23 protein-coding genes and 1 tRNA gene are annotated in these 22,156 nt (G+C 71.9%); 14 read left to right on the top strand and 10 right to left on the bottom strand.

What is annotated here, in order from left to right; all coding sequences use genetic code 11:
* Position 1 precedes the first annotated feature (1 nt).
* From AB0D45_RS25870 to AB0D45_RS25850, 5 genes are all read left to right on the top strand, one after another.
* Entirely contained in the window at positions 2 to 601 is a 600-nt protein-coding gene (locus tag AB0D45_RS25870) for a 4Fe-4S dicluster domain-containing protein (RefSeq protein ID WP_362463114.1), read from the top strand.
* Entirely contained in the window at positions 598 to 1,257 is a 660-nt protein-coding gene (locus tag AB0D45_RS25865) for a Rieske 2Fe-2S domain-containing protein (RefSeq protein ID WP_362463111.1), read from the top strand. Before AB0D45_RS25870 ends, AB0D45_RS25865 begins: the two co-directional genes overlap by 4 nt.
* On the top strand, positions 1,254 to 1,622 hold the full coding sequence (locus tag AB0D45_RS25860; RefSeq protein ID WP_362463109.1) for a hypothetical protein: 369 nt from the start codon (positions 1,254 to 1,256) through the stop codon (positions 1,620 to 1,622). Before AB0D45_RS25865 ends, AB0D45_RS25860 begins: the two co-directional genes overlap by 4 nt.
* A 2-nt stretch (positions 1,623 to 1,624) precedes the next feature.
* Positions 1,625 to 3,058 carry a NarK family nitrate/nitrite MFS transporter gene (locus tag AB0D45_RS25855; RefSeq protein WP_362463106.1) on the top strand — a complete coding sequence of 478 codons (1,434 nt, stop codon included), beginning with the start codon at positions 1,625 to 1,627 and terminating at the stop codon, positions 3,056 to 3,058.
* A 67-nt stretch (positions 3,059 to 3,125) separates the two neighbouring features.
* The gene (locus AB0D45_RS25850) at positions 3,126 to 3,356 is read left to right on the top strand and encodes a hypothetical protein (protein WP_362463103.1); all 231 of its coding nucleotides are present in this window, start codon (positions 3,126 to 3,128) and stop codon (positions 3,354 to 3,356) included.
* 13 nt (positions 3,357 to 3,369) lie between these two features.
* On the opposite strand, the gene mscL is transcribed toward AB0D45_RS25850, so the two are convergent.
* The 7 genes from mscL to AB0D45_RS25815 all read right to left on the bottom strand — a co-directional run bounded on the left by mscL (position 3,370) and on the right by AB0D45_RS25815 (position 9,927).
* A complete protein-coding gene (gene mscL, locus AB0D45_RS25845; protein ID WP_362463100.1) occupies positions 3,370 to 3,888 on the bottom strand; it encodes a large conductance mechanosensitive channel protein MscL in 519 nt (172 codons plus the stop codon).
* Positions 3,889 to 4,011: 123 nt separating this feature from the next.
* Positions 4,012 to 4,560, bottom strand: a complete 549-nt coding sequence (locus AB0D45_RS25840; RefSeq protein WP_362463097.1) for a hypothetical protein — start codon at positions 4,558 to 4,560, stop codon at positions 4,012 to 4,014.
* Between the two features lie 138 nt (positions 4,561 to 4,698).
* Entirely contained in the window at positions 4,699 to 5,256 is a 558-nt protein-coding gene (locus AB0D45_RS25835; RefSeq protein WP_362463094.1) for a carboxymuconolactone decarboxylase family protein, read from the bottom strand.
* A gap of 194 nt (positions 5,257 to 5,450) precedes the next feature.
* Entirely contained in the window at positions 5,451 to 6,284 is an 834-nt protein-coding gene (locus AB0D45_RS25830) for an S-methyl-5'-thioadenosine phosphorylase (RefSeq protein ID WP_361597443.1), read from the bottom strand.
* A gap of 87 nt (positions 6,285 to 6,371) precedes the next feature.
* Entirely contained in the window at positions 6,372 to 6,671 is a 300-nt protein-coding gene (locus AB0D45_RS25825) for an FmdB family zinc ribbon protein (protein ID WP_361597440.1), read from the bottom strand.
* A 67-nt stretch (positions 6,672 to 6,738) separates the two neighbouring features.
* Positions 6,739 to 8,049: an MFS transporter gene (locus AB0D45_RS25820; RefSeq protein WP_362463091.1), complete on the bottom strand. Its 1,311-nt coding sequence runs from the start codon at positions 8,047 to 8,049 to the stop codon at positions 6,739 to 6,741.
* A gap of 417 nt (positions 8,050 to 8,466) precedes the next feature.
* Positions 8,467 to 9,927: a potassium/proton antiporter gene (locus AB0D45_RS25815; protein WP_361597434.1), complete on the bottom strand. Its 1,461-nt coding sequence runs from the start codon at positions 9,925 to 9,927 to the stop codon at positions 8,467 to 8,469.
* A 281-nt stretch (positions 9,928 to 10,208) separates the two neighbouring features.
* On the opposite strand from AB0D45_RS25815, the gene AB0D45_RS25810 reads away from it, so the two are divergent.
* On the top strand, positions 10,209 to 13,142 hold the full coding sequence (locus tag AB0D45_RS25810) for a penicillin acylase family protein (protein ID WP_362463088.1): 2,934 nt from the start codon (positions 10,209 to 10,211) through the stop codon (positions 13,140 to 13,142).
* Between the two features lie 24 nt (positions 13,143 to 13,166).
* Here the strand turns inward: AB0D45_RS25810 and AB0D45_RS25805 are convergent, their stop codons facing one another.
* A complete protein-coding gene (locus AB0D45_RS25805; RefSeq protein ID WP_362463085.1) occupies positions 13,167 to 13,793 on the bottom strand; it encodes a 5-formyltetrahydrofolate cyclo-ligase in 627 nt (208 codons plus the stop codon).
* A gap of 94 nt (positions 13,794 to 13,887) precedes the next feature.
* On the opposite strand from AB0D45_RS25805, the gene galU reads away from it, so the two are divergent.
* The 7 genes from galU (at position 13,888) to AB0D45_RS25770 (ending at position 19,259) form a co-directional block, all read left to right on the top strand.
* Positions 13,888 to 14,790, top strand: coding sequence for a UTP--glucose-1-phosphate uridylyltransferase GalU (galU, locus tag AB0D45_RS25800; protein ID WP_361597425.1), 903 nt, complete (start codon positions 13,888 to 13,890; stop codon positions 14,788 to 14,790).
* A gap of 4 nt (positions 14,791 to 14,794) precedes the next feature.
* Positions 14,795 to 16,135 (top strand): gephyrin-like molybdotransferase Glp, encoded by a 1,341-nt coding sequence (gene glp, locus AB0D45_RS25795; protein WP_362463082.1) that lies wholly within the window; start codon positions 14,795 to 14,797, stop codon positions 16,133 to 16,135.
* A gap of 81 nt (positions 16,136 to 16,216) precedes the next feature.
* Positions 16,217 to 16,696: a cyclic pyranopterin monophosphate synthase MoaC gene (moaC, locus tag AB0D45_RS25790; protein ID WP_361597419.1), complete on the top strand. Its 480-nt coding sequence runs from the start codon at positions 16,217 to 16,219 to the stop codon at positions 16,694 to 16,696.
* Between the two features lie 86 nt (positions 16,697 to 16,782).
* Positions 16,783 to 17,289, top strand: coding sequence for a MogA/MoaB family molybdenum cofactor biosynthesis protein (locus AB0D45_RS25785; protein WP_362463129.1), 507 nt, complete (start codon positions 16,783 to 16,785; stop codon positions 17,287 to 17,289).
* Positions 17,290 to 17,306: 17 nt separating this feature from the next.
* The gene (locus AB0D45_RS25780) at positions 17,307 to 17,924 is read left to right on the top strand and encodes a GNAT family protein (RefSeq protein ID WP_362463079.1); all 618 of its coding nucleotides are present in this window, start codon (positions 17,307 to 17,309) and stop codon (positions 17,922 to 17,924) included.
* 154 nt (positions 17,925 to 18,078) lie between these two features.
* Positions 18,079 to 19,107 (top strand): hypothetical protein, encoded by a 1,029-nt coding sequence (locus AB0D45_RS25775; RefSeq protein ID WP_362463076.1) that lies wholly within the window; start codon positions 18,079 to 18,081, stop codon positions 19,105 to 19,107.
* 78 nt (positions 19,108 to 19,185) lie between these two features.
* Positions 19,186 to 19,259 (top strand) — tRNA-Ala (locus tag AB0D45_RS25770).
* 218 nt (positions 19,260 to 19,477) lie between these two features.
* Here AB0D45_RS25770 and AB0D45_RS25765 read toward each other — a convergent pair.
* The gene (locus tag AB0D45_RS25765) at positions 19,478 to 19,789 is read right to left on the bottom strand and encodes a hypothetical protein (RefSeq protein ID WP_362463074.1); all 312 of its coding nucleotides are present in this window, start codon (positions 19,787 to 19,789) and stop codon (positions 19,478 to 19,480) included.
* A 324-nt stretch (positions 19,790 to 20,113) separates the two neighbouring features.
* Between AB0D45_RS25765 and AB0D45_RS25760 the strand changes: the two genes are divergently transcribed.
* Positions 20,114 to 21,430: a CoA transferase gene (locus tag AB0D45_RS25760; protein WP_362463071.1), complete on the top strand. Its 1,317-nt coding sequence runs from the start codon at positions 20,114 to 20,116 to the stop codon at positions 21,428 to 21,430.
* Between the two features lie 209 nt (positions 21,431 to 21,639).
* Here AB0D45_RS25760 and AB0D45_RS25755 read toward each other — a convergent pair whose 3' ends face one another.
* Entirely contained in the window at positions 21,640 to 22,143 is a 504-nt protein-coding gene (locus tag AB0D45_RS25755; RefSeq protein ID WP_362463068.1) for a GNAT family N-acetyltransferase, read from the bottom strand.
* Positions 22,144 to 22,156: the final 13 nt, after the last annotated feature.

Below are 22,156 nucleotides of genomic sequence, written 5' to 3'. Positions count from 1 at the left end.
CATGATGGGCCGCACCATCTTCATCGACCCCGGCCGCTGCATCGGCTGTCAGGCCTGCGTCTCCGCCTGCCGCGAATGCGACTCGCACCGCGGCAAGTCGATGATCCACCTGGACTACACCGACGCCGGCCGGTCCGTCGCCTCCCTGCCCACCGTCTGCATGCACTGCGAGGACCCCGTGGCGCCCTGCGCCGAGGTCTGCCCCGCCGACGCCATCCTGGTCACCGCCGACGGCGTGGTCCAGCAAGCCGACACCACCCGCTGCATCGGCTGCGCCAACTGCGTCAACGCCTGCCCCTTCGGCGTCCCGAAGATCGACCTCCAGGCGAAGCTCCAGATGAAGTGCAACCTCTGCTACGACCGCACCGCCTACGGCCTGGCCCCCATGTGCGCCACGGTCTGCCCGACCGGTGCCCTCTTCTACGGGACCCTCGAAGAACTCCAGGCCGAACGCCCCGGCGTCCAGGTCGCAGACTCCTTCGCCTTCGGCGACGTGGTCGTCTCCACCGGCGTCGCCATGGTCGTCCCCGCGGACAAGGTGCAGTGGCCCGTCCCCGGCGGCCTGCCCGTCGTGGAAGTGAACGGGGTGGATGTCCGATGAGCGTGACCCAGCAGCCCGCACCCGGGTCCGCACCGGGCCCGGACGCCGGCCGTGACGCCGCCGCCGAGCAGCTGCGCGACCGGATCAGCGCCGACTCCCTCACCACCCGGCGCGACTACCTGCGGATCGTGGCGACCGTCTCCGGCGGACTGGCCATCGGCGGAGCCGGCGTCGCCTCCGGCATCCTCCACCGGCACGGGGACAGCGAGACGCTGCCCGAGGCGAAGAAGGTCACCGACCAGCTCGCACCGGGTGAGTCCGTGGCCTTCCGGTTCCCCGGTGCGGAAGACCGCGCCCTCGCCGTCCGCCTCGGCGACGGCAGCCTCGTCGGCTACTCCGCCGTCTGCACCCACCTGGCCTGCGCCGTGCTGTGGCGCGAGGACCGCGGCCCCGAAGGGGAGCTGTACTGCCCCTGCCACGAAGGCGTCTTCGACGCCCGCACCGGCGAAGTGACCGCGGGCCCGCCACCCCGACCGCTCCCGAGGATCTTCCTGACCGAACAGGCCGACGGCAGCGTCTGGGCCATCGCCACCGCCCGCTCCGGCGAGCCCGCCAAGGAAGCCCTGTGCCGGCAGTTCGGCGACTCCCGCCCCGCGATGGCGCAGCGGCTCGACTGCCCCGGAGCGGCCCGCGCCGAAGAAACCGGACGCACATGAGCGACGCGCAGCTTCCTCCCCGCCCCGCCTACCACCCGGGGAGCGCCCAGCCCCGGCTGAACCGGCCGGTCCACGAGCGGTACCCGCAGATCCGCTCCACCAGCGGCTACGGCGACCCGCGCATCCGGCACACCGGCCCCGGCCCGGGAGCCGGCACCGAACAGGAACCCGAGCGCTCCTCCAAGCTCAACGCCCGGCTCGCCCTCGCCCTCACGGTCGTGATCGGGCAGCTCTGGGCGCTGACCGTGACCGTCAACGAGTGGATGAAGGGCCACACCGCCACGGCCTGGTGGGGAGCTGGATTCCTGGTCCTGTCCTTCCTCGTCGTGATCGCCCTGTGGCTCCTTGACCCGAAGGACCGGTGACCATGTCCACACCCACACCCACGCCCACCCCGTCCGCGGTGCGCTCGCACCGCGCGGAGACCTACAAGCCCGGCGCTGTCATCGGTGACTGGCGTCCCGAGGACGAGAGCTTCTGGCAGGCCACCGGCCGCCGGGTCGCGCAGCGCAACCTCTGGATCTCCATCCCGGCGCTGATGCTCGGCTTCGTGGTGTGGCAGGTCTGGTCGGTCACCGTCGTCAAGCTGAACGACGTCGGCTTCGGCTTCTCCAAGTCGCAGCTGTTCTGGCTGACCGCCATTCCCGGTATCACCGGCGGCACCTTCCGCATCCTGTACACCTTCATCGGCCCGATGTCGGGCGAGCGGAAGTTCACCGCCTTCAGCACGATCATCCTGGTCGGGCCGATGCTGTGGCTCGGCTTCGCGCTCCAGGACACGGGCACCCCGTACTGGGAGCTGGTGCTCATCGCGGCCGCCTGCGGCATCGGCGGCGCCAACTTCGCCTCCTCGATGGCCAACATCGGCTTCTTCTTCCCCAAGAGGGAGAAGGGCAGTGCCAACGGCCTCAACGGCGGCCTCGGCAACCTCGGGGTGAGCGTGGTCCAACTGGTCGCCCCGCTGGTGGTCACCGCCGCCGTGCTGGGCGCCCCGGCTGGCGGCCCGCAGCACGACGCGAAGGAGAACACGGACATCTGGCTCCAGAACGGCGCCTTCCTCTGGGTGCCGCTGCTGGTGATCATGTCGCTGCTCGCCTGGTTCCTGATGAACGACCTCAAGGTCGCCGCGGCCCCCTTCAGCCAGCAGAAGGTCATCTTCAAGCGCAAGCACAACTGGCTGATGACCTGGCTCTACGTCGGCACCTTCGGTTCCTTCATCGGGTTCGCCGCCGGCCTGCCGCTGCTGATCAAGAACAACTTCGAGACGCAGGGCTACCAGGCCACCACCTACGCCTGGATCGGCCCCTTCGTCGGCGCGCTCATGCGCTGGGCCGGAGGCTGGCTCTCCGACAGGATCGGCGGCGCGAAAGTGACCATGCTGTCCTTCGTCGGCATGGCGGTGGCCCTGGTGGGCGTGATCTTCGCGCTGCCCACCAGCGGCGACCTGGGCAGCTTCTGGGCCTTCTTCTCCGGCTTCCTGGCGGCCTTCGCCTTCTCCGGCCTGGGCAACGGATCCACCTTCCGGCAGATCCCGGTGATCTTCCGGGATCAGCACATGCGCCAGGCGGAGGGCCAAGGCCCCCAGGCGCAGGCGGCCGCGCTCAAGCAGTCGGAGATGGAGGCGGGCGCCGTCACCGGTTTCTCCTCCGCCATCGCCGCCTACGGGTTCTTCTTCATCCCGGCGATGTTCGCCGCCATGGCGGTCACCCATGCGCTGTGGATGTTCATCGGCTTCTACGCGACGTGCCTCGCCGTCTGCTGGTGGTTCTACGCCCGCAAGGGCGCGGAGGCTCCCAGCTGACCGGAGCCGCGACGGGGGGAGGGGCCGCGGCCGGGGCCGGGCCCGGGGGCGGCCGTACTCTTGAGGCATGAGCACCGCCCCCGCCTCCGACCCGCAGTCCCCGGACCCCGACGCCGGTGCGAAGACCGAGAAGCCCGAGGCGAAGCCGAAGCCCAGGCCGAAGCTCGTCTTCGACGACCCGCTGGACCAGCAGTCCTCGGACGACACCGACCGCGGCTGGGGCGAGCGGCCGCCCGCCGGAGGCGGCGCGGCCGACCTGGCCCGCTTCCTCGACGAGAAGCCCCCGCACCACATCTGAGCGTCCGCGCCCGTCAGAACGCGTCGCGTGCCCCCTGTGCCCTCGGCGCGCTCGCCGCCGGGGCGCTCTCGCCGTTCCCGCTCCGCTGGGCGATCAGGACGTCGCGGATGTCCTTGAGCACCTCCAGCTCGGTGATCACCATGGTTTCCTGCACGCCCTCCCTGGCCTTGCGGCGCGCCTCCACCCTGGCCAGGTACTTGGCCATCGGCAGGACCATCAGGAAGTACACGACCGCCGCGGTGATCAGGAAGCTGAGCGTGGCGTTGAGGACGGAGCCCCACATGATGTTCACGCCGGTCGGCTCGCCCTTCGCGTCGACCCCACAGGGTGCCTTCAGACACGAGGTGTAGACATCCAGGTTCTTGGTGCCGATGGCGCCCACGAGCGGGCTGATGATCCCCTTGACGATCGAGTTCACGATGTTCGTGAACGCCGCGCCGATGACCACGGCCACCGCCAGGTCGACGACATTCCCGCGCATCAGGAAGGCCTTGAAGCCCGCCAGGACGCTCTCCTTCTTCTTCTCGCTCACCACTGAGCCTTTCTGTGTGCCTGCTGTAGACGGAGCCAACGGTTCCGAAAGCTACGGCAGTCACGGCCCGGCGTGTCCAATTGGGAGCCACGCGCGGGCTACTTGACTGGTATTCCGTGCGAATCAGCACAGTGTCACCGCCAGACGCGCCACGGCGCCCGCCCCCACGAGGGCGCGCGCCGTATCCCGGGGAACGGACAGGACCACCAGCGCCCCGCCGTCCCCCACCCCCGCCTCCACAGTGGGGACTTGGGTCACCCGGGCCCCTGCGGCCACCACCCGGGGCGCCCCCGTGCGCTCCGCCGCGACCACGTCGACCCGGTCCCCGGGGCGCAGCAGCCGCACCGTGCCGGCGTCCGCGATGCGTACGGGGGCCGAGACCATGCGTACCGCCGCGGGCGTCGGCTTCGTCTCCGGGGCGGGCGCCGTGCCGCGGGAGGCCTGCGCCTCCGCTCCGCCCACCGCCAGGGCGGCCGCCACCACGGCCAGGCCTGCCGAGGCGACCCGCCGCCGACGGCGCACCGCGCGCCGCAGCCGGCCCCCGGCCCGGCCCACCCGCAGCGGCGGAAAGGCCGGTACGGGGCGCCCGGGAGGACACGTGGACGAGCAGACGGGCGAGGGAGAGCCGACAGGGGAGGGGGAATCGGGGGACGAGGGAGAGGTCCTGGACATGATGTGCACCGCCTGGCTGGTCGAGTTCCGGCGTCCGGGCCCACTGCCCGGACCCCCTCACGATCCGCCGCCGCGCCAGGCCCCGCTCCGGGCTGTGGACAATCCCCAGGCTGTGGACAACGCCGTCACCCCCAGGTGTCAGCGTCCCGAAGGGACCCGGCACGCCTCCGAGAAACCCTGGCTGGTCAGACCGAAGGCGCTGTTGACCCGTGAGCGCCAGTTCTCCAGCGCCACCATGGCGGTGAGCTCGACGAACGCGGCCTCACCGAGCCGGGCGATCAGCTCGGCGGCCAGCTCGTCGGTGACCGCCGGCTCGGTCTCGGTCATCGCCTCGGCGTACTCCATGACCAGCAGCTCCAGCTCGGTGAACACCTCACGGGACTCCCGCCACCGCGGCACCCGCTCGATCTTCTCGGCGGAGAGGCCCTTCTCGTGGCCCTCCCAGTAGCCGAAGTCCATGCACCACGAGCAGTTGATGCGCGCCGCCGAAGCCATCACCGCGAGGTGCTTGAGGCCGGCGTCGAGCGCGTTCCACTTCGCCGCCCGCTGCTCCATTCGGACGTACGAGAACAGCACGCGCGAGTTGTGCCCGTACGCCTGACCGGGGTCGAGGACCTTGCCGTAGGTGCGGCGGGAGTACCAGGCGCCGATGCGCATGAGCAGGGTGCGGGGCGGGCTGAGGGAGATGCGGGGCATGGCCGGCCTCTTCCGGTGCGGGGGTCCCGGTGACCCCTTCGCCATGAGGACATGACAGCCCCGCGGGATGTGACACCACCCCTACACCGCCGCGGAACACCCGCCACCGCCCGCCACCGCCCGGGGCCGGACAGGCCCCGGACGCGAGGGCCGGCGTTCCACTGCACCCGGCATCCACCGGGCCTCAGCCGGCGCTACGGCAGTTCGATTCCCAGGTCCCAGCCGTCATGGGCGTGGGTGCACAGGCAGGCGCGCGCTTCGGTCGCGGGGAGGGCCGCCACCGCGTCGAAGAGCACCTCGCGCAGCCGGCCGACGTTCTCGCCGAACACCTTGAGGACCTCCGTGTGGGAGACGCCCTCGCCCGTCTCGGCGCCCGCGTCCAGGTCCGTGACCAGGGCCATCGAGGTGTAGCAGAGGCCCAGCTCGCGCGCGAGCACCGCCTCCGGGTGCCCGGTCATGCCGACCACCGACCAGCCGGCGGCCGCGTGCCACCGCGACTCCGCCCGCGTCGAGAACCGCGGCCCCTCCACGACGACCATGGTGCCGCCGTCCACCGGCTCCCACTGGCGCCCCCGCGCCGCCGCGAGCGCCACCGACCGGCCCACCGGGCAGTACGGGTCCGCGAAGGTGGTGTGCACGACGTTGGGGACGGTCCCGTCCGGGAGCGGCTCGCCGTCGAAGAAGGTCTGCACGCGGGACTTCGTACGGTCGACCAGCTGGTCCGGCACCAGCAGCGTGCCCGGCCCGTACTCCGCCCGCAGGCCGCCGACCGCGCAGGGGCCCAGCACCTGGCGGACGCCGACCGAGCGCAGCGCCCACAGGTTGGCCCGGTAGTTGATCTTGTGGGGCGGCACGGTGTGGCTGCGCCCGTGCCGCGGCAGGAACGCCACCTGCCGTCCTGCCAGCTCGCCCACGTACAGGGAGTCGCTCGGCGGCCCGTAGGGGGTCTCCACCTGGATCTCGGAGACGTCCTCCAGGAAGGAGTAGAAGCCCGACCCGCCGATTACACCGATCTCTGCGTTCACCATGGCCTCACCCTAACGGGGGACGCACAAGGCCCCGCCGCCCAAGAGGGCGAGCGGGGCCTTGCGGCAAGCGGGAGACGTACGTACGGGTCAGGCCGCGGAGGTGGAGCTGCTGCCCGTGCTCGAGGTCGCCGAGGAGGACGAAGCGGCAGGGGCCGCGGTCGACGTCGACGTGGACGGCGGCTTCGTGGCAGGGGTGCTGCTCGACGACGCGCCACGGCTGTCGTTCCGGTAGAAACCGGAGCCCTTGAACACGATGCCGACCGCGGAGAACACCTTCTTCAGGCGTCCGTCGCAGCTCGGGCACACGGTCAGTGCTTCGTCGGTGAACTTCTGCACGGCCTCAAGGCCCTCACCGCACTCGGTGCACTGGTACTGGTAGGTCGGCACGAATTTCCTCCTGGCACTCTCACTCAATGAGTGCTAACGACGCTCCATGGTGACGTATTCCGGCGGATCAGTCCACCGTCACGGGCGTGCGGTGACCGATCCCACGCTCGTTCGCCGTCTTGCGGGCGGTCGGCGCGGACGAGTTCACGATCCGGCTCGGGGCCTTCGGCGCCAGCTTCGCGCGCAGCGCCACCAGCGTCGCCAGGGCGAGAGCCGTGGCCGCCAGGGGCACCAGGAAGCCGTACGAGGACCCGTGCGCGTCCGTCAGCCGGCCGGCCAGGGTCACCGCGGCGGCCTGCCCGAAGGCGACCGCGCCGGTCAGCCAGGTGAAGGCCTCGGTCCGCGACGCGGCCGGGATCAGCTGCTCGATCATGGTGTAGCCGGTGATCAGCGCGGGGGCGATGCACAGGCCGACGACCAGGCCGAGGGCGCCCAGCAGGATCACGGAGTGCGCGGCCCACAGCACCGAGGCGGCGGCGGTGAGGCCGATGTAGCCCAGGATCAGGCGGCGGCGCGGGCCGATCTTCCAGGCGACGGCGCCCATCGTGATGCCGGCGATCATGTTGCCGGCCGCGAAGATGCCGTACAGCAGGCCGTTGGCGCCCGGGTTGCCGATCTCGTTGGAGAAGGCGGCGAGCGAGACCTGCATGCCGCCGAAGACGGCACCGATGCCGATGAAGGCGACGATCAGGACGCGCAGGCCGGCGAAGGACAGCGCGGACTGGTGCTTGCCGCCGGCCTCCGCAGGCGCGGCGACCTTCGGCTCCGTGGCGCGCTGCGCGGCGAAGAACAGTCCGCCGAGCAGGGTCAGGGCCGCCTCGGTGGCCAGACCGGCCGCCGGGTGGACGCCGGTGCAGAGTGCGGTGGCGAGGACCGGGCCGACGACGAAGGTGAACTCGTCGGTGACGGACTCGAACGCGGCGGCCGTCGGCAGCAGCGGGGAGCCCTCCAGCTTGGCCGCCCAGCGGGACCGGACCATGGGGCCGACCTGCGGGACGGAGGCGCCGGCCGGGACGGCGGCCAGGGCGAGCGCCCACAGCGGGGCGCCGAGGAGTGCCAGCGCGGTCAGAGCGGAGACGGCGACGGCGTGCACGAGGACGGCCGGGACGAGGACGGCGCTCTGGCCGCGGCGGTCGGTGAGCTTGCCCATGACCGGGGCGAACAGGGCCATGGAGACGCCGGTGACGGCGGCCACGATCCCCGCGTCGCCGTAGGAGCCGGTGGCGTGCTGCACGAGCAGCAGGATGCTGATGGTCAGCATGCCGAACGGCAGGCGGGCGGCGAAGCCGGGGAGGACGAAGGTGAGGGCACCGGGCGTGCGCAGGAGCTGCCCGTAGCCGGGTCGGGCGGACGTGTCGGTCGTGACCGCGGATGTCACGGCCTGGCCTTTCCGCTGCCTGGTAGAGCGTCCCCGTCTGCGGACGGCGGGCCGCCTTGTGAGCGACCGCACCCGTACATGTGGGAGCCCCGAGAGCTGTCCTCTTGCGCAGAACCGAGTGATACCTGGGCGCCCCCTGCGAAAGGGTGCCACGGCCGCTTTGCGGTCGCGCCAGCTCTGCGTCAGGCAGAGTTGGTTCGATCTGGTGTGCCTTCATCGTACAGGGGAATCCACTACCACGTCCTGTGATTACGGTGACAAGGCATGTCTTCACCTGCGATTAACTGGAAGTTCGCATTCCGCACCCTGTGGAATGGGTGTAAGCCGGGCCACACGCCACCGAAACCGGCCAATTAGAATGCCGCTCTAAAAGGAAAAGATCGCTCGGGCCGCTCGCCGGGCCGCCCTTTCCGCCACTCAGAGTGACGTTCCGCCACCGGTTCCCAGCCACCCCGCCAGCTTGCCGCCGCGCGCGACCGCCCGCAGTCGCGCCTCCGCCGCGTCCCGGACCGGATCCGTGGCCACCACCAGCAGCTCGTCCCCGCGGCGCAGTACGGTCGACGGCGCCGGCACGAAGCTCTTCGCGTCCCGGACGACCAGCGTCACCGACGCTCCCGCCGGCAGCCGCAGCTCGCCGACCTCCACCCCGTGCATCCGCGAGGCGGCCGGGATCGCGAAGGAGAGCAGGTGCCCGCGCAGCTTCTCCAGCGGCGCCGACTCGATCCCCAGGTCCGAGGCGGCCTCCTCGGTGTCGCGCAGATTCAGCGTGCGCGCCAGCCAGGGCAGCGTCGGCCCCTGCACCAGCGTGTAGACGACGACGAGCACGAAGACGATGTTGAATACCCGGTCGCTGCCCTCGATCCCCGTCACCATCGGGATCGTGGCCAAGATGATGGGCACGGCGCCGCGCAGGCCGGCCCATGACATCAGTGCCTGTTCCTGCCAGGGGATCCGGAAGGGCAGCAGGCTGACGAAGACCTCCAGCGGCCGCGCCACCATCGTCAGCACCAGTCCGATGATCACAGCGGGCCAGAAGTCGTGCACCAGCTCGTGCGGAGTGACCAGCAGGCCCAGCAGCACGAACATGCCGATCTGGGCGATCCAGCCGAGCCCGTCCGCGAACCCGCGCGTGGCGGGCCAGTGCGGCAGCTTCGCGTTCCCCAGCACCATCGCCGCCAGGTACACCGCGAGGAAACCGGAGCCGTGCGCCATCGCGCCGGCCGCGTACGCGGTCACGGCTATCGCCATCACCGCGATCGGGTACAGGCCGGAGGCCGGCAGTGCCACGTGCCGCAGCCCGTACGCCCCCAGGAAGCCCACCGTCAGACCGATCGCGATGCCGATCGACAGCTCGAGCGCGATCTTGCCGAGCAGGACGTACCACTCGTCCACCGGTCCGACCGTCGCGAAGGACACCACCAGGATGACGACGGGGGCGTCGTTGAAGCCGGACTCGGCCTCCAGGACACCCGTCACCCGGGACGGAAGCGGAACCTTGCGCAGTACGGAGAAGACGGCCGCCGCGTCGGTCGAGGAGACGACCGCGCCGATCAGCAGCGCCTGGCGCCATTCCAGCCCGACCAGATAGTGCGCACCCGCCGCCGTCACGCCCACGCTGACCGCGACGCCGACCAACGACAGGGCCACCGCCGCCGGCAGCGCCGGCTTGATCTCTTTCCACTTGGTGCCCAGACCGCCCTCGGCGAGGATGACGACGAGCGCCGCGTAACCGATGACCTGCGTCAGCTCGGCGTTGTCGAATACGACGTTGCCGATGCCGTCCTGGCCTATCGCGATGCCTATGCCGAGGTAGATGAGCAGGCTGGGGAGGCCGCTGCGTGAGGAGATGCGCACCGCCGCGACGGCGACGAGCAGCACGAGCGAACAGACCAGCAGGAGCTCGTTGAGCGTGTGGACAGTCAGCGGGCGGCCCTTTCCTCAGAGCGCGCTTGGCGGATCGTTCCTCCGGCGGCGCGTACGGCAAGTACTTCGTTACCTTACCTAATCTTTGACGCACTCTTTACGCGATAACCACATTGTGAAACGGCTGTTGCCGCCTGTCCTACGGACCTCGACCCCTGGCGGATCAACGAAGGCGGTCCTGCGCCTATGGTTGCTCCCAGCACTCCCAGGACCACCCTGCCCCTCTAAGGACAGCGATGCCCGCCAATGAATCCGGACCTTCCGTCAAGAAGAAGGGACGACGCGCACGCCTGCTCGTGCTCGTCATGGTCCTGGCGCTCTTGGCGGGCCTCGGCTACGGCGCGTACTGGAGCGTGGACACCGTGCGCGCCTCCTTCCCGCAGACGACCGGCTCCCTCAAGGTCCCAGGCCTGACCGGGACCGTCGACGTGAAGCGCGACGAGCACGGCATTCCGCAGCTCTACGCCGACAACGACGAGGACCTCTTCCGCGCGCAGGGCTTCGTGCACGCGCAGGACCGGTTCTGGGAGATGGACGTACGCCGTCACATGACCTCCGGCCGCCTGTCGGAGATGTTCGGCTCCGGCCAGGTCGAGACCGACGCCTTCCTGCGCACCCTCGGCTGGCGCCAGGTCGCGCAGGAGGAGTACGACAAGAAGCTCTCGCCGGAGACGAAGAAGCACCTCCAGGCCTACGCCGACGGAGTCAACGCGTACCTGAAGGGGAAGGCCGGCAAGGACCTCTCCGTCGAGCACGCCGCCCTCGACCTGAGCGACGGCTACCAGCCGGAGCGCTGGTCGCCGGTGGACTCGGTGGCCTGGCTCAAGGCGATGGCCTGGGACCTGCGCGGCAACATGCAGGACGAGATCGACCGCTCGCTGATGACGAACAAGCTCTCGCAGGCGCAGATCGACGAGCTCTACCCGCCGTACCCCTTCGACCGGAACAAGCCGATCGTCGAGGGCGGCACCGTCGCGGGCGGCAAGTACGCGCCCCAGGGCACGCCCGGCGCCGGTACGGGTGCCGGCGCGGGCCGCGGTACGGGAACCACCACCCCCGGCACCGGCACGGGTGCGAACACCGGCACGGGCACGGCCGCCGGCTCGCCGACGACCCCCACCGCGGGCACGGGCACCGCCAGCGGCCTCGCCGACAACGCCTCCGCCCAGGGCGCGACCGTGGGCCTGCGCACGCAGCTCGGTTCCCTCGCCAAGACCCTGGACGAGATCCCGGCCATCCTCGGCCCCAACGGCAGCGGCATCGGCTCGAACTCCTGGGTCGTCTCGGGCCAGTACACGACCACCGGCAAGCCGCTCCTCGCGAACGACCCGCACCTGTCCCCGCAGCTGCCCTCGGTCTGGTACCAGATGGGCCTGCACTGCCGCGCCGCCTCGCCCCAGTGCCAGTACGACGTCGCCGGCTTCACCTTCTCCGGGATGCCCGGCGTGGTCATCGGCCACAACGCCGACATCGCCTGGGGCATGACGAACCTCGGCGCCGACGTCACCGACCTCTACCTGGAGCAGGTCCGGCCCGACGGCTACGTCTACGACAACAAGGTCGTCCCCTTCACCACCCGTGAAGAGGAGATCAAGGTCGCCGGCGGCAAGAGCAAGAAGATCACCGTCCGCACCACCAACAACGGACCGCTGATCTCCGACCGCAGCGACGAGCTCGAGAGCGTCGGCTCCCGCGCCCCCGTCCCCAGCTCGGCTCCCGACCGCGGCGACGGCTACGCCGTCGCCCTGCGCTGGACCGCCCTGGACCCGGGCAAGTCGATGGACGCCGTGTTCAAGCTCAACCGCGCCAAGGACTTCAACAGCTTCCGCGCCGCGGCGGCCGACTTCGAGGTCCCCTCGCAGAACCTGATCTACGCCGACAACAAGGGCGCCAACGGCAACATCGGCTACCAGGCCCCGGGCCGCATCCCGATCCGCAACCAGGGCGACGGCCGCCTGCCGGCGCCCGGCTGGGACCCCAAGTACGCCTGGAAGGGCGGCCGGGACGGCAACACCGGCTACATCCCGCAGAACGAGATGCCCTGGGAGCTCAACCCGGCGCGCGGGTACATCGTCACCGCCAACCAGGCCGTCACCGAGTCCGGCACCGGCACAGGTACCGGCACCGGCACAGGCACAGGCACTGGCACCGGCACCGCCACCGGCAAGTACCCGTACGTGCTGACCACGGACTGGGGTTACGGCGCCCGCAGCCAGCGGATCAACGACCTCATCGAGGCGAAGACCAAGGACAACGGCAAGATCTCCACCGACGACATGCGCACCATGCAGATGGACAACAGCAGTGAGATCGCCGCGCTGCTGACCCCGATGCTGGCCAAGATCCAGGTCTCGGACCCGGACGTGCGCTCGGCGCAGAAGCTGCTGGAGGGCTGGAACTACACGCAGGAGCCCGACTCGGCGGCCGCTGCGTACTTCAACGCCGTGTGGCGCAACATCCTCAAGCTGGCCTTCGGCGACAAGATGCCGAAGGAGCTGCGGATCGAGGGCAGCTGCATGAACGTCAGTGAGGAGAGCACCGGCCCGAACGACGACCTCACCCAGACGGTCCGCGAGTGCGGTACGCGCGGTCCCGACTCGGCGCAGCCGGACGGCGGCGACCGCTGGTTCGAGGTGGTCCGCCGGCTGGTCAAGGACGAGAAGTCGCCGTGGTGGAAGGCCACCCCGAAGACCGTCCACGACAAGCCGGTCACCACCCGCGACGAGCTCTTCGCCCGCGCCATGGAAGACGCCCGCTGGGAGCTGACGGCCAAGCTCGGCAAGGACCAGTCGACCTGGAGCTGGGGCCGGCTCCACCAGCTGACGCTGAAGAACCAGACCATCGGCAAGGAGGGCCCCGGCTTCATGCAGTGGCTCCTCAACCGCGGCCCGTGGAACCTGGGCGGCGGCGAGGCCACCGTCAACGCGACCGGCTGGAACGCCTCCAGCGGCTACAACGTCACCTGGGTGCCGTCGATGCGGATGGTCGTCAACCTCGGCGACCTGGACAAGTCCCGCTGGATCAACCTGACCGGCGCCTCGGGCCACGCGTACGACAGCACGTACACGGACCAGACGCAGCTGTGGGCCAAGGGTGAACTGCTGGACTGGTCCTTCGGAAAGAGCGCCGTCGACAAGTCGACAGTGGACACCCTGACGCTCAAGCCCTGACCACGGGGTCCGATCAGCAGCTGATCACGCGGTGAAGCGCACCACCCCCGACGGGGTGGCCACCGCGTGGACGGGGTGGTCGTGCGGTTCCTCCGGGACCCGCGCGACCACCTCTTCGTCGTAGAGGAGCACCACGAGGGCGGGATGCGCGCCGGCGCGCTCCAGCCGCGCCAGCACCCGGTCGTACGAGCCTCCGCCGCGGCCGAGCCGCATCCCGCGCGCGTCCACCGCCAGCCCGGGCAGCAGCACGGCGTCGGTGCCGGTCACGGCGTCCGGGCCGAGCGGTGCGCCGGAGGGTTCCAGCAGCCGCATCTTGCCCGGGTGCGCTGCTTCGGCGAGGCTGTCCGGGCCCTCGTACTCGGCCCAGTCCAGGTCGTTGTCGGGCAGCAGCAGGGGCAGCAGCACGCGCTTGCCGGCCGTCCGCAGGGCGTCGAGGAGTTCGCGGGTTCCCGGTTCCGCACCGACCGAGACGTACGCGGCGACCGTACGCGCGCCGGCCAGTTCCGGCAGGGTCAGCGCGGAGCGGGCGAGCGCGCGGGCCGCCGCGCTGCGGGCCCCGGGGGACAAGGCCCGGCGTGCGGCGAGGAGTTCCCGGCGCAGGGAGGCCTTTTCGGGCGCGAAGGGGTGATTCCCAGGCAGGTTCTCTACCACAGTCCTGTCACAATTCCTTTCATATAAGGAGCAAGTCGGGCATATTTACCGGAATCTCGTCGGTGCTCCGCCGTGACCCACTATCGTTCTGCCCATGACTCAGTCGCACCCTGTGATCAAGAAGGCCGTCATTCCGGCTGCGGGCCTCGGCACTCGCTTCCTCCCGGCGACCAAGGCGACGCCCAAGGAAATGCTCCCCGTCGTGGACAAGCCGGCCATCCAGTACGTGGTCGAGGAAGCCGTCTCCGCCGGCCTGGACGACGTACTCATGATCACAGGACGTAACAAGCGGCCCCTCGAGGACCACTTCGACCGGAACTACGAGCTCGAATCCGCCCTGATCGCCAAGGGTGACGACGACCGGCTGAAGAAGGTCCAGGAGTCCAGCGACCTGGCCACCATGCACTACGTCCGCCAGGGCGACCCGCGCGGCCTCGGCCACGCCGTCCTGTGCGCCGAGCCGCACGTGGGCAGCGAGCCGTTCGCCGTCCTCCTCGGCGACGACCTGATCGACCCGCGCGACCCGCTGCTGCGGCAGATGGTCGACGTCCACGCGCGCACCGGCGGCACCGTCATCGCGCTGATGGAGGTCGACCCGGCCAGCGTGCACCTCTACGGCTGCGCCGCCGTCGAGCCGACCGGCGACGACGGCGTCGTCCGCGTCACCGGACTCGTCGAGAAGCCGGAGCCGGCCGAGGCGCCCAGCAACTACGCCGTCATCGGACGCTATGTCCTGGACCCGGCGATCTTCGGCATACTGCGGGAGACCGAGCCGGGCCGCGGTGGGGAGATCCAGCTCACCGACGCCCTGCAGAAGCTGGCCGCCGACGAGAGCGTGGGCGGCCCGGTGCACGGCGTGGTCTTCCGCGGCCGCCGCTACGACACCGGGGACCGGGGGGACTACCTGCGGGCCATCGTCCGACTCGCGTGCGAACGTGAGGACCTCGGCCCGGAGTTCCGCACCTGGCTTCGCCGTTACGTCACGGAGGAGATGTAGCACCTTGAGCAGCAGCGCACCGCAGGACACCGGCCACCACCGCCTGTGGTCGGTGGACGAGCACCTCGCCGACGTCCTCGCCGCCGTCAGGCCGCTCGAACCCATCGAGCTCCAGCTGCTGGACGCCCAGGGCTGCGTCCTGGTCGAGGACGTCACCGTGCCCGTCGCCCTGCCGCCCTTCGACAACAGCTCCATGGACGGCTACGCCGTCCGGACGGCTGACGTCCAGGGTGCGAGCGAGGAGTTCCCCGCGGTGCTCGCCGTCATCGGCGACGTGGCGGCCGGCAGCGGCGAGCTGCCCACCGTCGGCCCCGGCCAGGCCGCCCGCATCATGACCGGCGCCCCGCTGCCGCCCGGCGCGGAAGCCGTCGTACCGGTCGAGTGGACCGACGGCGGCACGGGCGGCGGCGCCGCCTCCGGCATGACCCCCGCCAGCGCGGCGCCCGAGGGCGCCGGCGGCGAGGTACGCGTCCACCGCGCGGCCGAGGCCCGCGCGCACGTGCGCTCGCGCGGAAGCGACGTACAGGCCGGCGACCTGGCGCTGGCCGCCGGTACGGTCCTCGGCCCGCCGCAGATCGCGCTGCTGGCGGCGATCGGCCGCGGCACCGTGCGGGTCCGCCCGCGGCCGCGCGTGGTCGTCCTGTCCACCGGCAGCGAGCTGGTCCAGCCGGGTGAGGCGCTGGCCGCCGGGACCATCTACGACTCCAACAGCTTCGCCCTGGCCGCCGCCGCCCGCGACGCCGGCGCCATCGCCTACCGCGTCGGCGCGGTCGCCGACGACGCCGACACCCTGCGCTCCACCATCGAGGACCAGCTGATCCGCGCCGACCTGCTCGTCACCACGGGCGGCGTCAGCGTCGGCGCCTACGACGTGGTGAAGGAGGCCCTGGCCGCCGCCGGGTCCGGCGGCGAGGGCGGGGCGGCCGGCGGCGTCGACTTCCGCAAGCTCGCCATGCAGCCCGGCAAGCCGCAGGGCTTCGGGACCGTCGGCCCCGACCACACCCCGCTGCTGGCCCTGCCCGGCAACCCGGTGTCCTCCTACGTCTCCTTCGAGCTGTTCGTGCGTCCCGCGATCCGGGCGCTCATGGGCCTGCCGCAGTCCGAGGTCTCCCGGCCCAGCGTGCGCGCCGTGCTGAAGGCCGACCAGCCGCTGCGCTCCCCGGCGGCCCGCCGCCAGTTCCTGCGCGGTGCGTACGACGCCGAGGCCGGCACGGTCACCCCGGTCGGCGGATCCGGCTCGCACCTGATCGCCGCGCTCGCGCACGCCGACTCGCTGATGGTCGTACCGGAGGACGTCACCTCGGTGGAGCCCGGCGCCGAGCTGGAAGTGATCCTGCTCGGCTGAGGAACGGCCGGTGCGGGTAGCGTGTTGCACCACACAGGCCCCACGGCTCCAGGGGGCCCGGAGCGGGAGCGGCACGCAGACATGAGTACGCACAGCAGGCTGACGCACATCGACGAGGCCGGCGCGGCCCGGATGGTCGACGTCTCGGAGAAGGACGTCACCACCCGGACGGCGCGCGCCAGCGGCCGCGTCCTCGTCTCGCCCCGGGTGATCGAGCTGCTGCGCGGTGAGGGCGTGCCGAAGGGCGACGCCCTCGCCACCGCGCGGATCGCCGGGATCATGGGGGCCAAGAAGACGCCCGACCTGATCCCGCTCTGCCACCCGCTGGCGGTCTCCGGGGTGAAGGTGGACCTGAAGGTCGCCGACGACGCCGTGGAGATCCTCGCCACCGTCAAGACCACCGACCGTACGGGCGTCGAGATGGAGGCGCTGACCGCGGTCGCCGTCGCCGGACTCACCGTGATCGACATGGTGAAGGCCGTCGACAAGGGCGCGGTGATCACCGACGTCCGGGTGGAGGAGAAGACCGGCGGCAAGTCGGGCGACTGGAGCCGGCCGTGACGCCCCCGCGCGGCGGCGAGGTGCACAGCCACGTGCCGCCGGCGGCCGCCGGGGCCGAGGAGGCGCGGCGGCCCGCCGCCGAGGCCCTGCCGGGGCGGGCGCTCGTCGTCACCGCCTCCAACCGTGCCTCGCAAGGGGTGTACGCGGACAAGGGCGGCCCGCTGCTGGCCGAGGCGCTGGAGAAGCTCGGCTTCACGGTGGACGGCCCGCGCGTGGTACCCGACGGCGATCCCGTCGAGGGGGCGCTGCGCGAGGGCGTGGCCGCCGGCTACGACGTCATCCTGACCACCGGCGGGACCGGCATCTCGCCGACCGACCGGACCCCGGACGCCACCGCCCGGGTGCTGGACTACGAGATCCCCGGCATTCCGCAGGCCATCCGCGCGGAGGGTCTGGCGAAGGTTCCCACCGCCGCCCTGTCACGGGGCCTGGCGGGCGTCGCCGGCCGCACCCTGATCGTGAACCTGCCCGGGTCCACGGGCGGGGTGAAGGACGGTCTCGCGGTGCTGTCCCGGATCCTGCCGCACGCCGTCGACCAGATCCGGGGCGGCGACCACCCCAGACCGGACGCGGTGCCCGGGAGCCCGAGCTGAACGGCCCTTCCTGGCCGGTGGTGCTGGCGGACGGCGATGTCACGCTCCGGCCGATAAAGCTGCGGGACCAGCGCGCCTGGCGCGAGGTCAACCGCCGCAACCGCGACTGGCTGCGGCCGTGGGAGGCCACCATCCCGCCGCCCGCGCCGTGGGGGCCGGTGATCCACCGGCCGACGTACCGGCAGATGGTCCGCCATCTGCGGGCCGAGGCGAACGCGGGCCGGATGCTGCCCTTCGTCATCGAGTACCAGGGGCGGCTGGTCGGCCAGCTGACGGTCGCCGGGATCACCTGGGGCTCGATGTGCGCCGCCCACGTGGGCTACTGGGTGGACCGGGACGTGGCCGGGCGCGGGGTGATGCCGACGGCGGTCGCGCTCGCCGTGGACCACTGCTTCCAGAAGGTCGGCCTGCACCGGATCGAGGTGTGCATCCGCCCGGAGAACGGGCCCAGCCGGCGCGTCGTGGAGAAGCTCGGGTTCCGTGAGGAGGGGCTGCGGCCGCGTTATCTACATATCGACGGGGCGTGGCGCGACCACCTGGTCTTCGCGCTCACGGCGGAGGAGGTTCCGCAGGGGCTGCTGCGCCGCTGGCACCGGACGCGCCGACGGGAAAGTCCGCCGCCGGCACCCGCGTAAAGCAGGTAATCGCAAAAGCGTTCGAATTTCTGCGTGATTCACCCATAACCTGATCCGAAGAATCACAAAAAAAGTCGGTGATATCAGCCGGATCGTGCGACACACCGGCCCAATTGGCTGATCCCCTCGGCCGCACCCCTCTACGGTGTGAGGTGTGAGCAGCAGCGGCCTCATCTACGCAGTCATCGTCGGGGCCTGGGCCGCCTACTTGGTGCCCATGTGGCTCCGGAGGCAGGACGAGCTGAACGAAGCACGTCCGACGGAACGCTTCTCCACCGCCATCCGGCTGCTTTCCGGCCGGGCGGGAATGGAGCGCCGTTACGCCAAGGGGCTGCGTGAGCGCGGTGAGGATCAGGCGGAGGCCCAGCCCCACGCGGACCCGGACGCGGCGACCGAAACGGTGAATTCCGTGGACGCCGACGCCCGGGCCGTCGGCGTGCCCCCGACCAGAGCCGAGCCGAGGTCCGCGGAGGCCGAGCGGGTCCGCCGCCAGCAGCGCCTCCAGGTGCTCGCGCGCCGCCGGCGCACCACGGCGCTCCTCTTCCTCGCCTTCAGCGGCGGCGCCATCGTCGCGGCCGTCGGCGGCATCCGGTACCTGTGGGCCCCGGCCGTGCCGGCCCTGCTGCTGAGCGCCTACATCGTGCACCTGCGCGTCCAGGAGCGGCGGCGCTACGAGTTCACGATGGACCGGCGCCGCGCCGAGGCGGCCGCCCGCAGCCTCCGCGAGAACCGCCCCCAGCGCCACCGCGAACAGCCGGAGCCCGCCGACGCCACCGAACCGGACCCCGCACCCCCCCTCTCCCCGCAGGAGGCGGGGCGCCGTGCGCTGGTCGAGCAGACCGACCACGCCGAGTGGGTGGACCAGCAGCGCGAGCGCGAGCGCGGCCCGGCGCGCGGCGACAGCTGGGAGCCGGTGCCGGTCCCGCTGCCGACGTACGTGACGGCCCCGGTCGCGCCCCGCGCCACCGGCCCCGTCAACCCCGACGGCTGGAGCGCCACCCGCTCCAGCACCGCCGAGCCGACCGAACCCCGCCTGCGCGCCCAGCCGGGCCCGCCGACGCCCGCGAAGCCGGAGCCCAAGCCCCAGGCCGCCCCGCCCCGCCCCCGCGGCCGCGATCTGGGCCGGACGCCGCTCTTCGACCAGTACGAGAGCGAAGACCGCCCGCGCGCCGCGAACGAGTGATCGGTGACCTGCGCGGACGCTCCGGACAACCCGTTTTGGAGCACCCGCGCGGGGATGCTAATGTTTCACACGTCGCAAGGGCCTGTGGCGCAGTCTGGTAGCGCACCTCGTTCGCATCGAGGGGGTCTGGGGTTCAAATCCCCACAGGTCCACAGACGACAGTTCTTGAGTAGCTCTCAGGAATCGTCACGAGATCCCGTTCAGCCGAGAGGCTGGGCGGGATCTCGGCGTTTGTGGGGTGTATCCGAGACGGTGTCCGATTGCCCGTCCCGGTGCGGGGCTTGCCGGGGATGGGGTGAAGGGGAACGCACGCCGGCCTGCTGGCCGGACGCCCGAGGTGCTCTGCGCATCACCGGTCGGGGCGGACTCGTCAGCAGCGGTAGCCGTCGGGAACCTGGAGGAGAGCCACGAAGATCCACACCGCCACCGCCGAGCCGGCTGTGCCGCCCAGGAGGGCGACCGTGAGGTTCCCCCGTCCTGCGTACCCGATGAGCACCCCCCACCACACCGCCGACATGATCGCCAGCAGAGCTCCGTAGAAGATCAGCGCGAGCCCGTTGGCCGCGCCGTTCACCCCTACGTCGCACGCCCGCCAGGCGGGTGCCAGCAGCACCGAACCGAGTACACCGGTGGCCAGGCCGGCCACGGGGGCGACCGCGCAGCCCCACTGTCCCCGGGTCACTTCCGGTTCCTGAGCTGCGGGACGTGCCCGTTGCGCTGCGCTTGCTCCATCTGGTCCATCGTTTCGTTGATTCCTTGCCGAGGCTGTTCCTCGGTCAGGCCTCGCCGTTCCTGAGCGAGTTCAGTAATCCGCCCACGTCGGGTTGCGTACCCCCCCACCTCATTGGCCAGGTCACTCTGCCATGCGCAGTGAACAGCCGACAGGCGCCAGTTCCCGGATGGCTACCGGGATTTCGGCGTTGCCGGGGGTGTTGCCGGAGCGGGGGCGGGGCGTCAGGGGTCGGTCGGCGGGTGGGGGCGGCGGGGGCTGCGCGAGTATCGGGGGATGGACACGGTGGACAGGGCTACGGCTCAGGCTTGGGAAGCGCTCGGCGGTGCCGCCGAGTTGGCCGGACGGGTGAGCTATCGGGGGGCGAGCGGGCTGGCGGGGTCGCTGCCGGTGCGGGAGTTGGCGCGGGCCTGCGTCGGGGTGTGCGGGCTGGCGGCGGCCGAGCTGGCCGCCGTACGGGCCGGGGGCACGGCCCTGGACGCGGCGCCGGTGGTGGTGGACGAGGGTGCCGTGGCGACGGCGTTCGTCAGCGAACGGCACCTGCGGGTGCGGGGACGCGCACCGGTGAGCTTCGCGCCGCTGTCGGGGTTCTGGCCGGCGGCCGACGGCTGGGTGCGGACCCACGCCAACTACCCGCACCACGAGGCCGCCCTGGTACGGGCGCTCGGCGTGCCGGCGACCCCAGAGGCGGTGCGCGGGGCGCTCGCGGGGATGGACGCGGCGCAGGCCCAGGAGGCGGTGTACGCGGAGGGCGGGCTGGCCGTCGCCGTGGCGCCGGGCTACGGGGAGCCGCAGCCGCTGGTCGAGTGGGTACGGGGGCCCGGGCGCGGGCGGGTGCGCGGGCCGGGCGCGCTGCCGGCGGACGGGGTGCGGGTGCTGGACCTGACCCGGGTCATCGCCGGGCCCGTCGCGACGCGGACGCTGGGGCTGCTGGGCGCGGACGTGCTGCGGATCGACTCCCCGCGCCTGCCCGAGGCGGACGACGCGTACGCGGACACCGGCTTCGGGAAGCGGTCCGCGCTGCTGGACCTGGCGGACGCGGGTGACCGGGGGGTGCTGGAGGGGCTGCTCGACGGGGCCGACGTGGTGGTGACGGGGTACCGGCCGGGAGCGCTGGAGCGGTTCGGGCTGGGCGCGGAGGAGCTGCTGGAGCGGTGGCCGGGGCTGGTGGTGGCGCAGCTGTGCGCGTGGGGGTGGCGCGGGCCGTGGGCGGGGCGCCGGGGCTTCGACTCGCTGGTGCAGGCGGGGTACGGGATCGCCGCGCGGTGTGCCGGGGAGGGCGGCGTCCCGGGGGTGCTGCCGGCGCAGGCGCTGGACCACGGGACGGGGTACCTGGTGGCCGCGGGTGTGCTGCGGGCGCTGGCGGAGGGCGGCGGCCGCGCGCTGCGGTTCTCCCTGGCCGGGACGGCGTCGTGGCTGGTGCGGGAGATTCCGACGGCGGGCGCGGGGGTGCCGGGGTACTCGCCGGAGCCGTGGCTGCGGGAGGCGGAGTCCGGGTACGGGACGCTGCGGTACGCGGCGAGCCCCCTCGGGGACTGGGCGCGCGGGCCGTCCCGGTGGGGCTCGGACGAAGCGGCCTGGCTCGACCGCTGACGGCGGGTGCCCGGTCCGGCGGGTGGGGGCGGGGCGCTGCCCGCCCGGGCCGGTGCGGCACGCCGTGCGGGGTGCGTTCCCCGATCGGTCGCGCCCTGCGGGCCGGTGCGGCCGCCGGGCGGGGCCCGTTCCCCGATCGGTCGCGCCCCTGTCCGCCGCGCCCGCCGCCGTCGGGGCAGCGGCAGGCGCTGCGCGCCCGGGGCCGTCCGTCAGGAGCCGGCGGCGGGCAGCGGCTTCGTCATGCAGCGGCTGGACTCGTGGAAGCGGTAGTAACCGAACTTCTCGGACAGGGCGTAGCCGGACGACAGGTAGAGGGCGATGGCCTCCGGCTGCTGGTCGCCGGTCTCCAGGACCATGCGGCGCCGGCCCGCCGCCCGGGCGTCGGTCTCCAGTTCCGCCAGGATGCGGCGGGCCAGGCCCAGGCCGCGCGCCTGCGGGACGACGTACATCCGCTTGATCTCGGCGTCGCCGTCCGAGTAGCCCTCGCCGTTCTTCTCCTGGCCCCGCCAGCCGCCGCTGGCCACCGGGGTGCCGGTGGCGTCGTACGCGAGGAGGTAGAGGCCGTTCGGCGGGACGAACATGGCGGGGTCGAGGAAGGTGGCGTCGCCCTCGCCGTCGTAGCGCTGCTGGTATTCGACCTGGACCTGGGCGTCGAGCCGCACCGCGTCCGGGTGGTCGTACGGTACGGCGCGGATGTTTATACCGTGAGACATTCGAATATCGTAC

Source organism: Streptomyces sp. NPDC048352 (assembly GCF_040651895.1).
Classification (GTDB): domain Bacteria; phylum Actinomycetota; class Actinomycetes; order Streptomycetales; family Streptomycetaceae; genus Streptomyces.
The sequence above is the reverse complement of the archived record's forward strand: the minus strand, read 5'-3'. Positions and strand labels throughout refer to the sequence as shown.

Bases quoted from the DNA above. Each gene is read 5' to 3' on its own strand.
- AB0D45_RS25870 (WP_362463114.1), top strand. From the start codon at position 2: ATGATGGGCCGCACCATCTTCATCGACCCCGGCCGCTGCATCGGCTGT.
- AB0D45_RS25865 (WP_362463111.1), top strand. From the start codon at position 598: ATGAGCGTGACCCAGCAGCCCGCACCCGGGTCCGCACCGGGCCCGGAC.
- AB0D45_RS25860 (WP_362463109.1), top strand. From the start codon at position 1,254: ATGAGCGACGCGCAGCTTCCTCCCCGCCCCGCCTACCACCCGGGGAGC.
- AB0D45_RS25855 (WP_362463106.1), top strand. From the start codon at position 1,625: ATGTCCACACCCACACCCACGCCCACCCCGTCCGCGGTGCGCTCGCAC.
- AB0D45_RS25850 (WP_362463103.1), top strand. From the start codon at position 3,126: ATGAGCACCGCCCCCGCCTCCGACCCGCAGTCCCCGGACCCCGACGCC.
- AB0D45_RS25840 (WP_362463097.1), bottom strand. From the start codon at position 4,560: ATGTCCAGGACCTCTCCCTCGTCCCCCGATTCCCCCTCCCCTGTCGGC.
- AB0D45_RS25835 (WP_362463094.1), bottom strand. From the start codon at position 5,256: ATGCCCCGCATCTCCCTCAGCCCGCCCCGCACCCTGCTCATGCGCATC.
- AB0D45_RS25830 (WP_361597443.1), bottom strand. From the start codon at position 6,284: ATGGTGAACGCAGAGATCGGTGTAATCGGCGGGTCGGGCTTCTACTCC.
- AB0D45_RS25810 (WP_362463088.1), top strand. From the start codon at position 10,209: ATGCCCGCCAATGAATCCGGACCTTCCGTCAAGAAGAAGGGACGACGC.
- galU (WP_361597425.1), top strand. From the start codon at position 13,888: ATGACTCAGTCGCACCCTGTGATCAAGAAGGCCGTCATTCCGGCTGCG.
- moaC (WP_361597419.1), top strand. From the start codon at position 16,217: ATGAGTACGCACAGCAGGCTGACGCACATCGACGAGGCCGGCGCGGCC.
- AB0D45_RS25760 (WP_362463071.1), top strand. From the start codon at position 20,114: ATGGACACGGTGGACAGGGCTACGGCTCAGGCTTGGGAAGCGCTCGGC.
- AB0D45_RS25755 (WP_362463068.1), bottom strand. From the start codon at position 22,143: ATGTCTCACGGTATAAACATCCGCGCCGTACCGTACGACCACCCGGAC.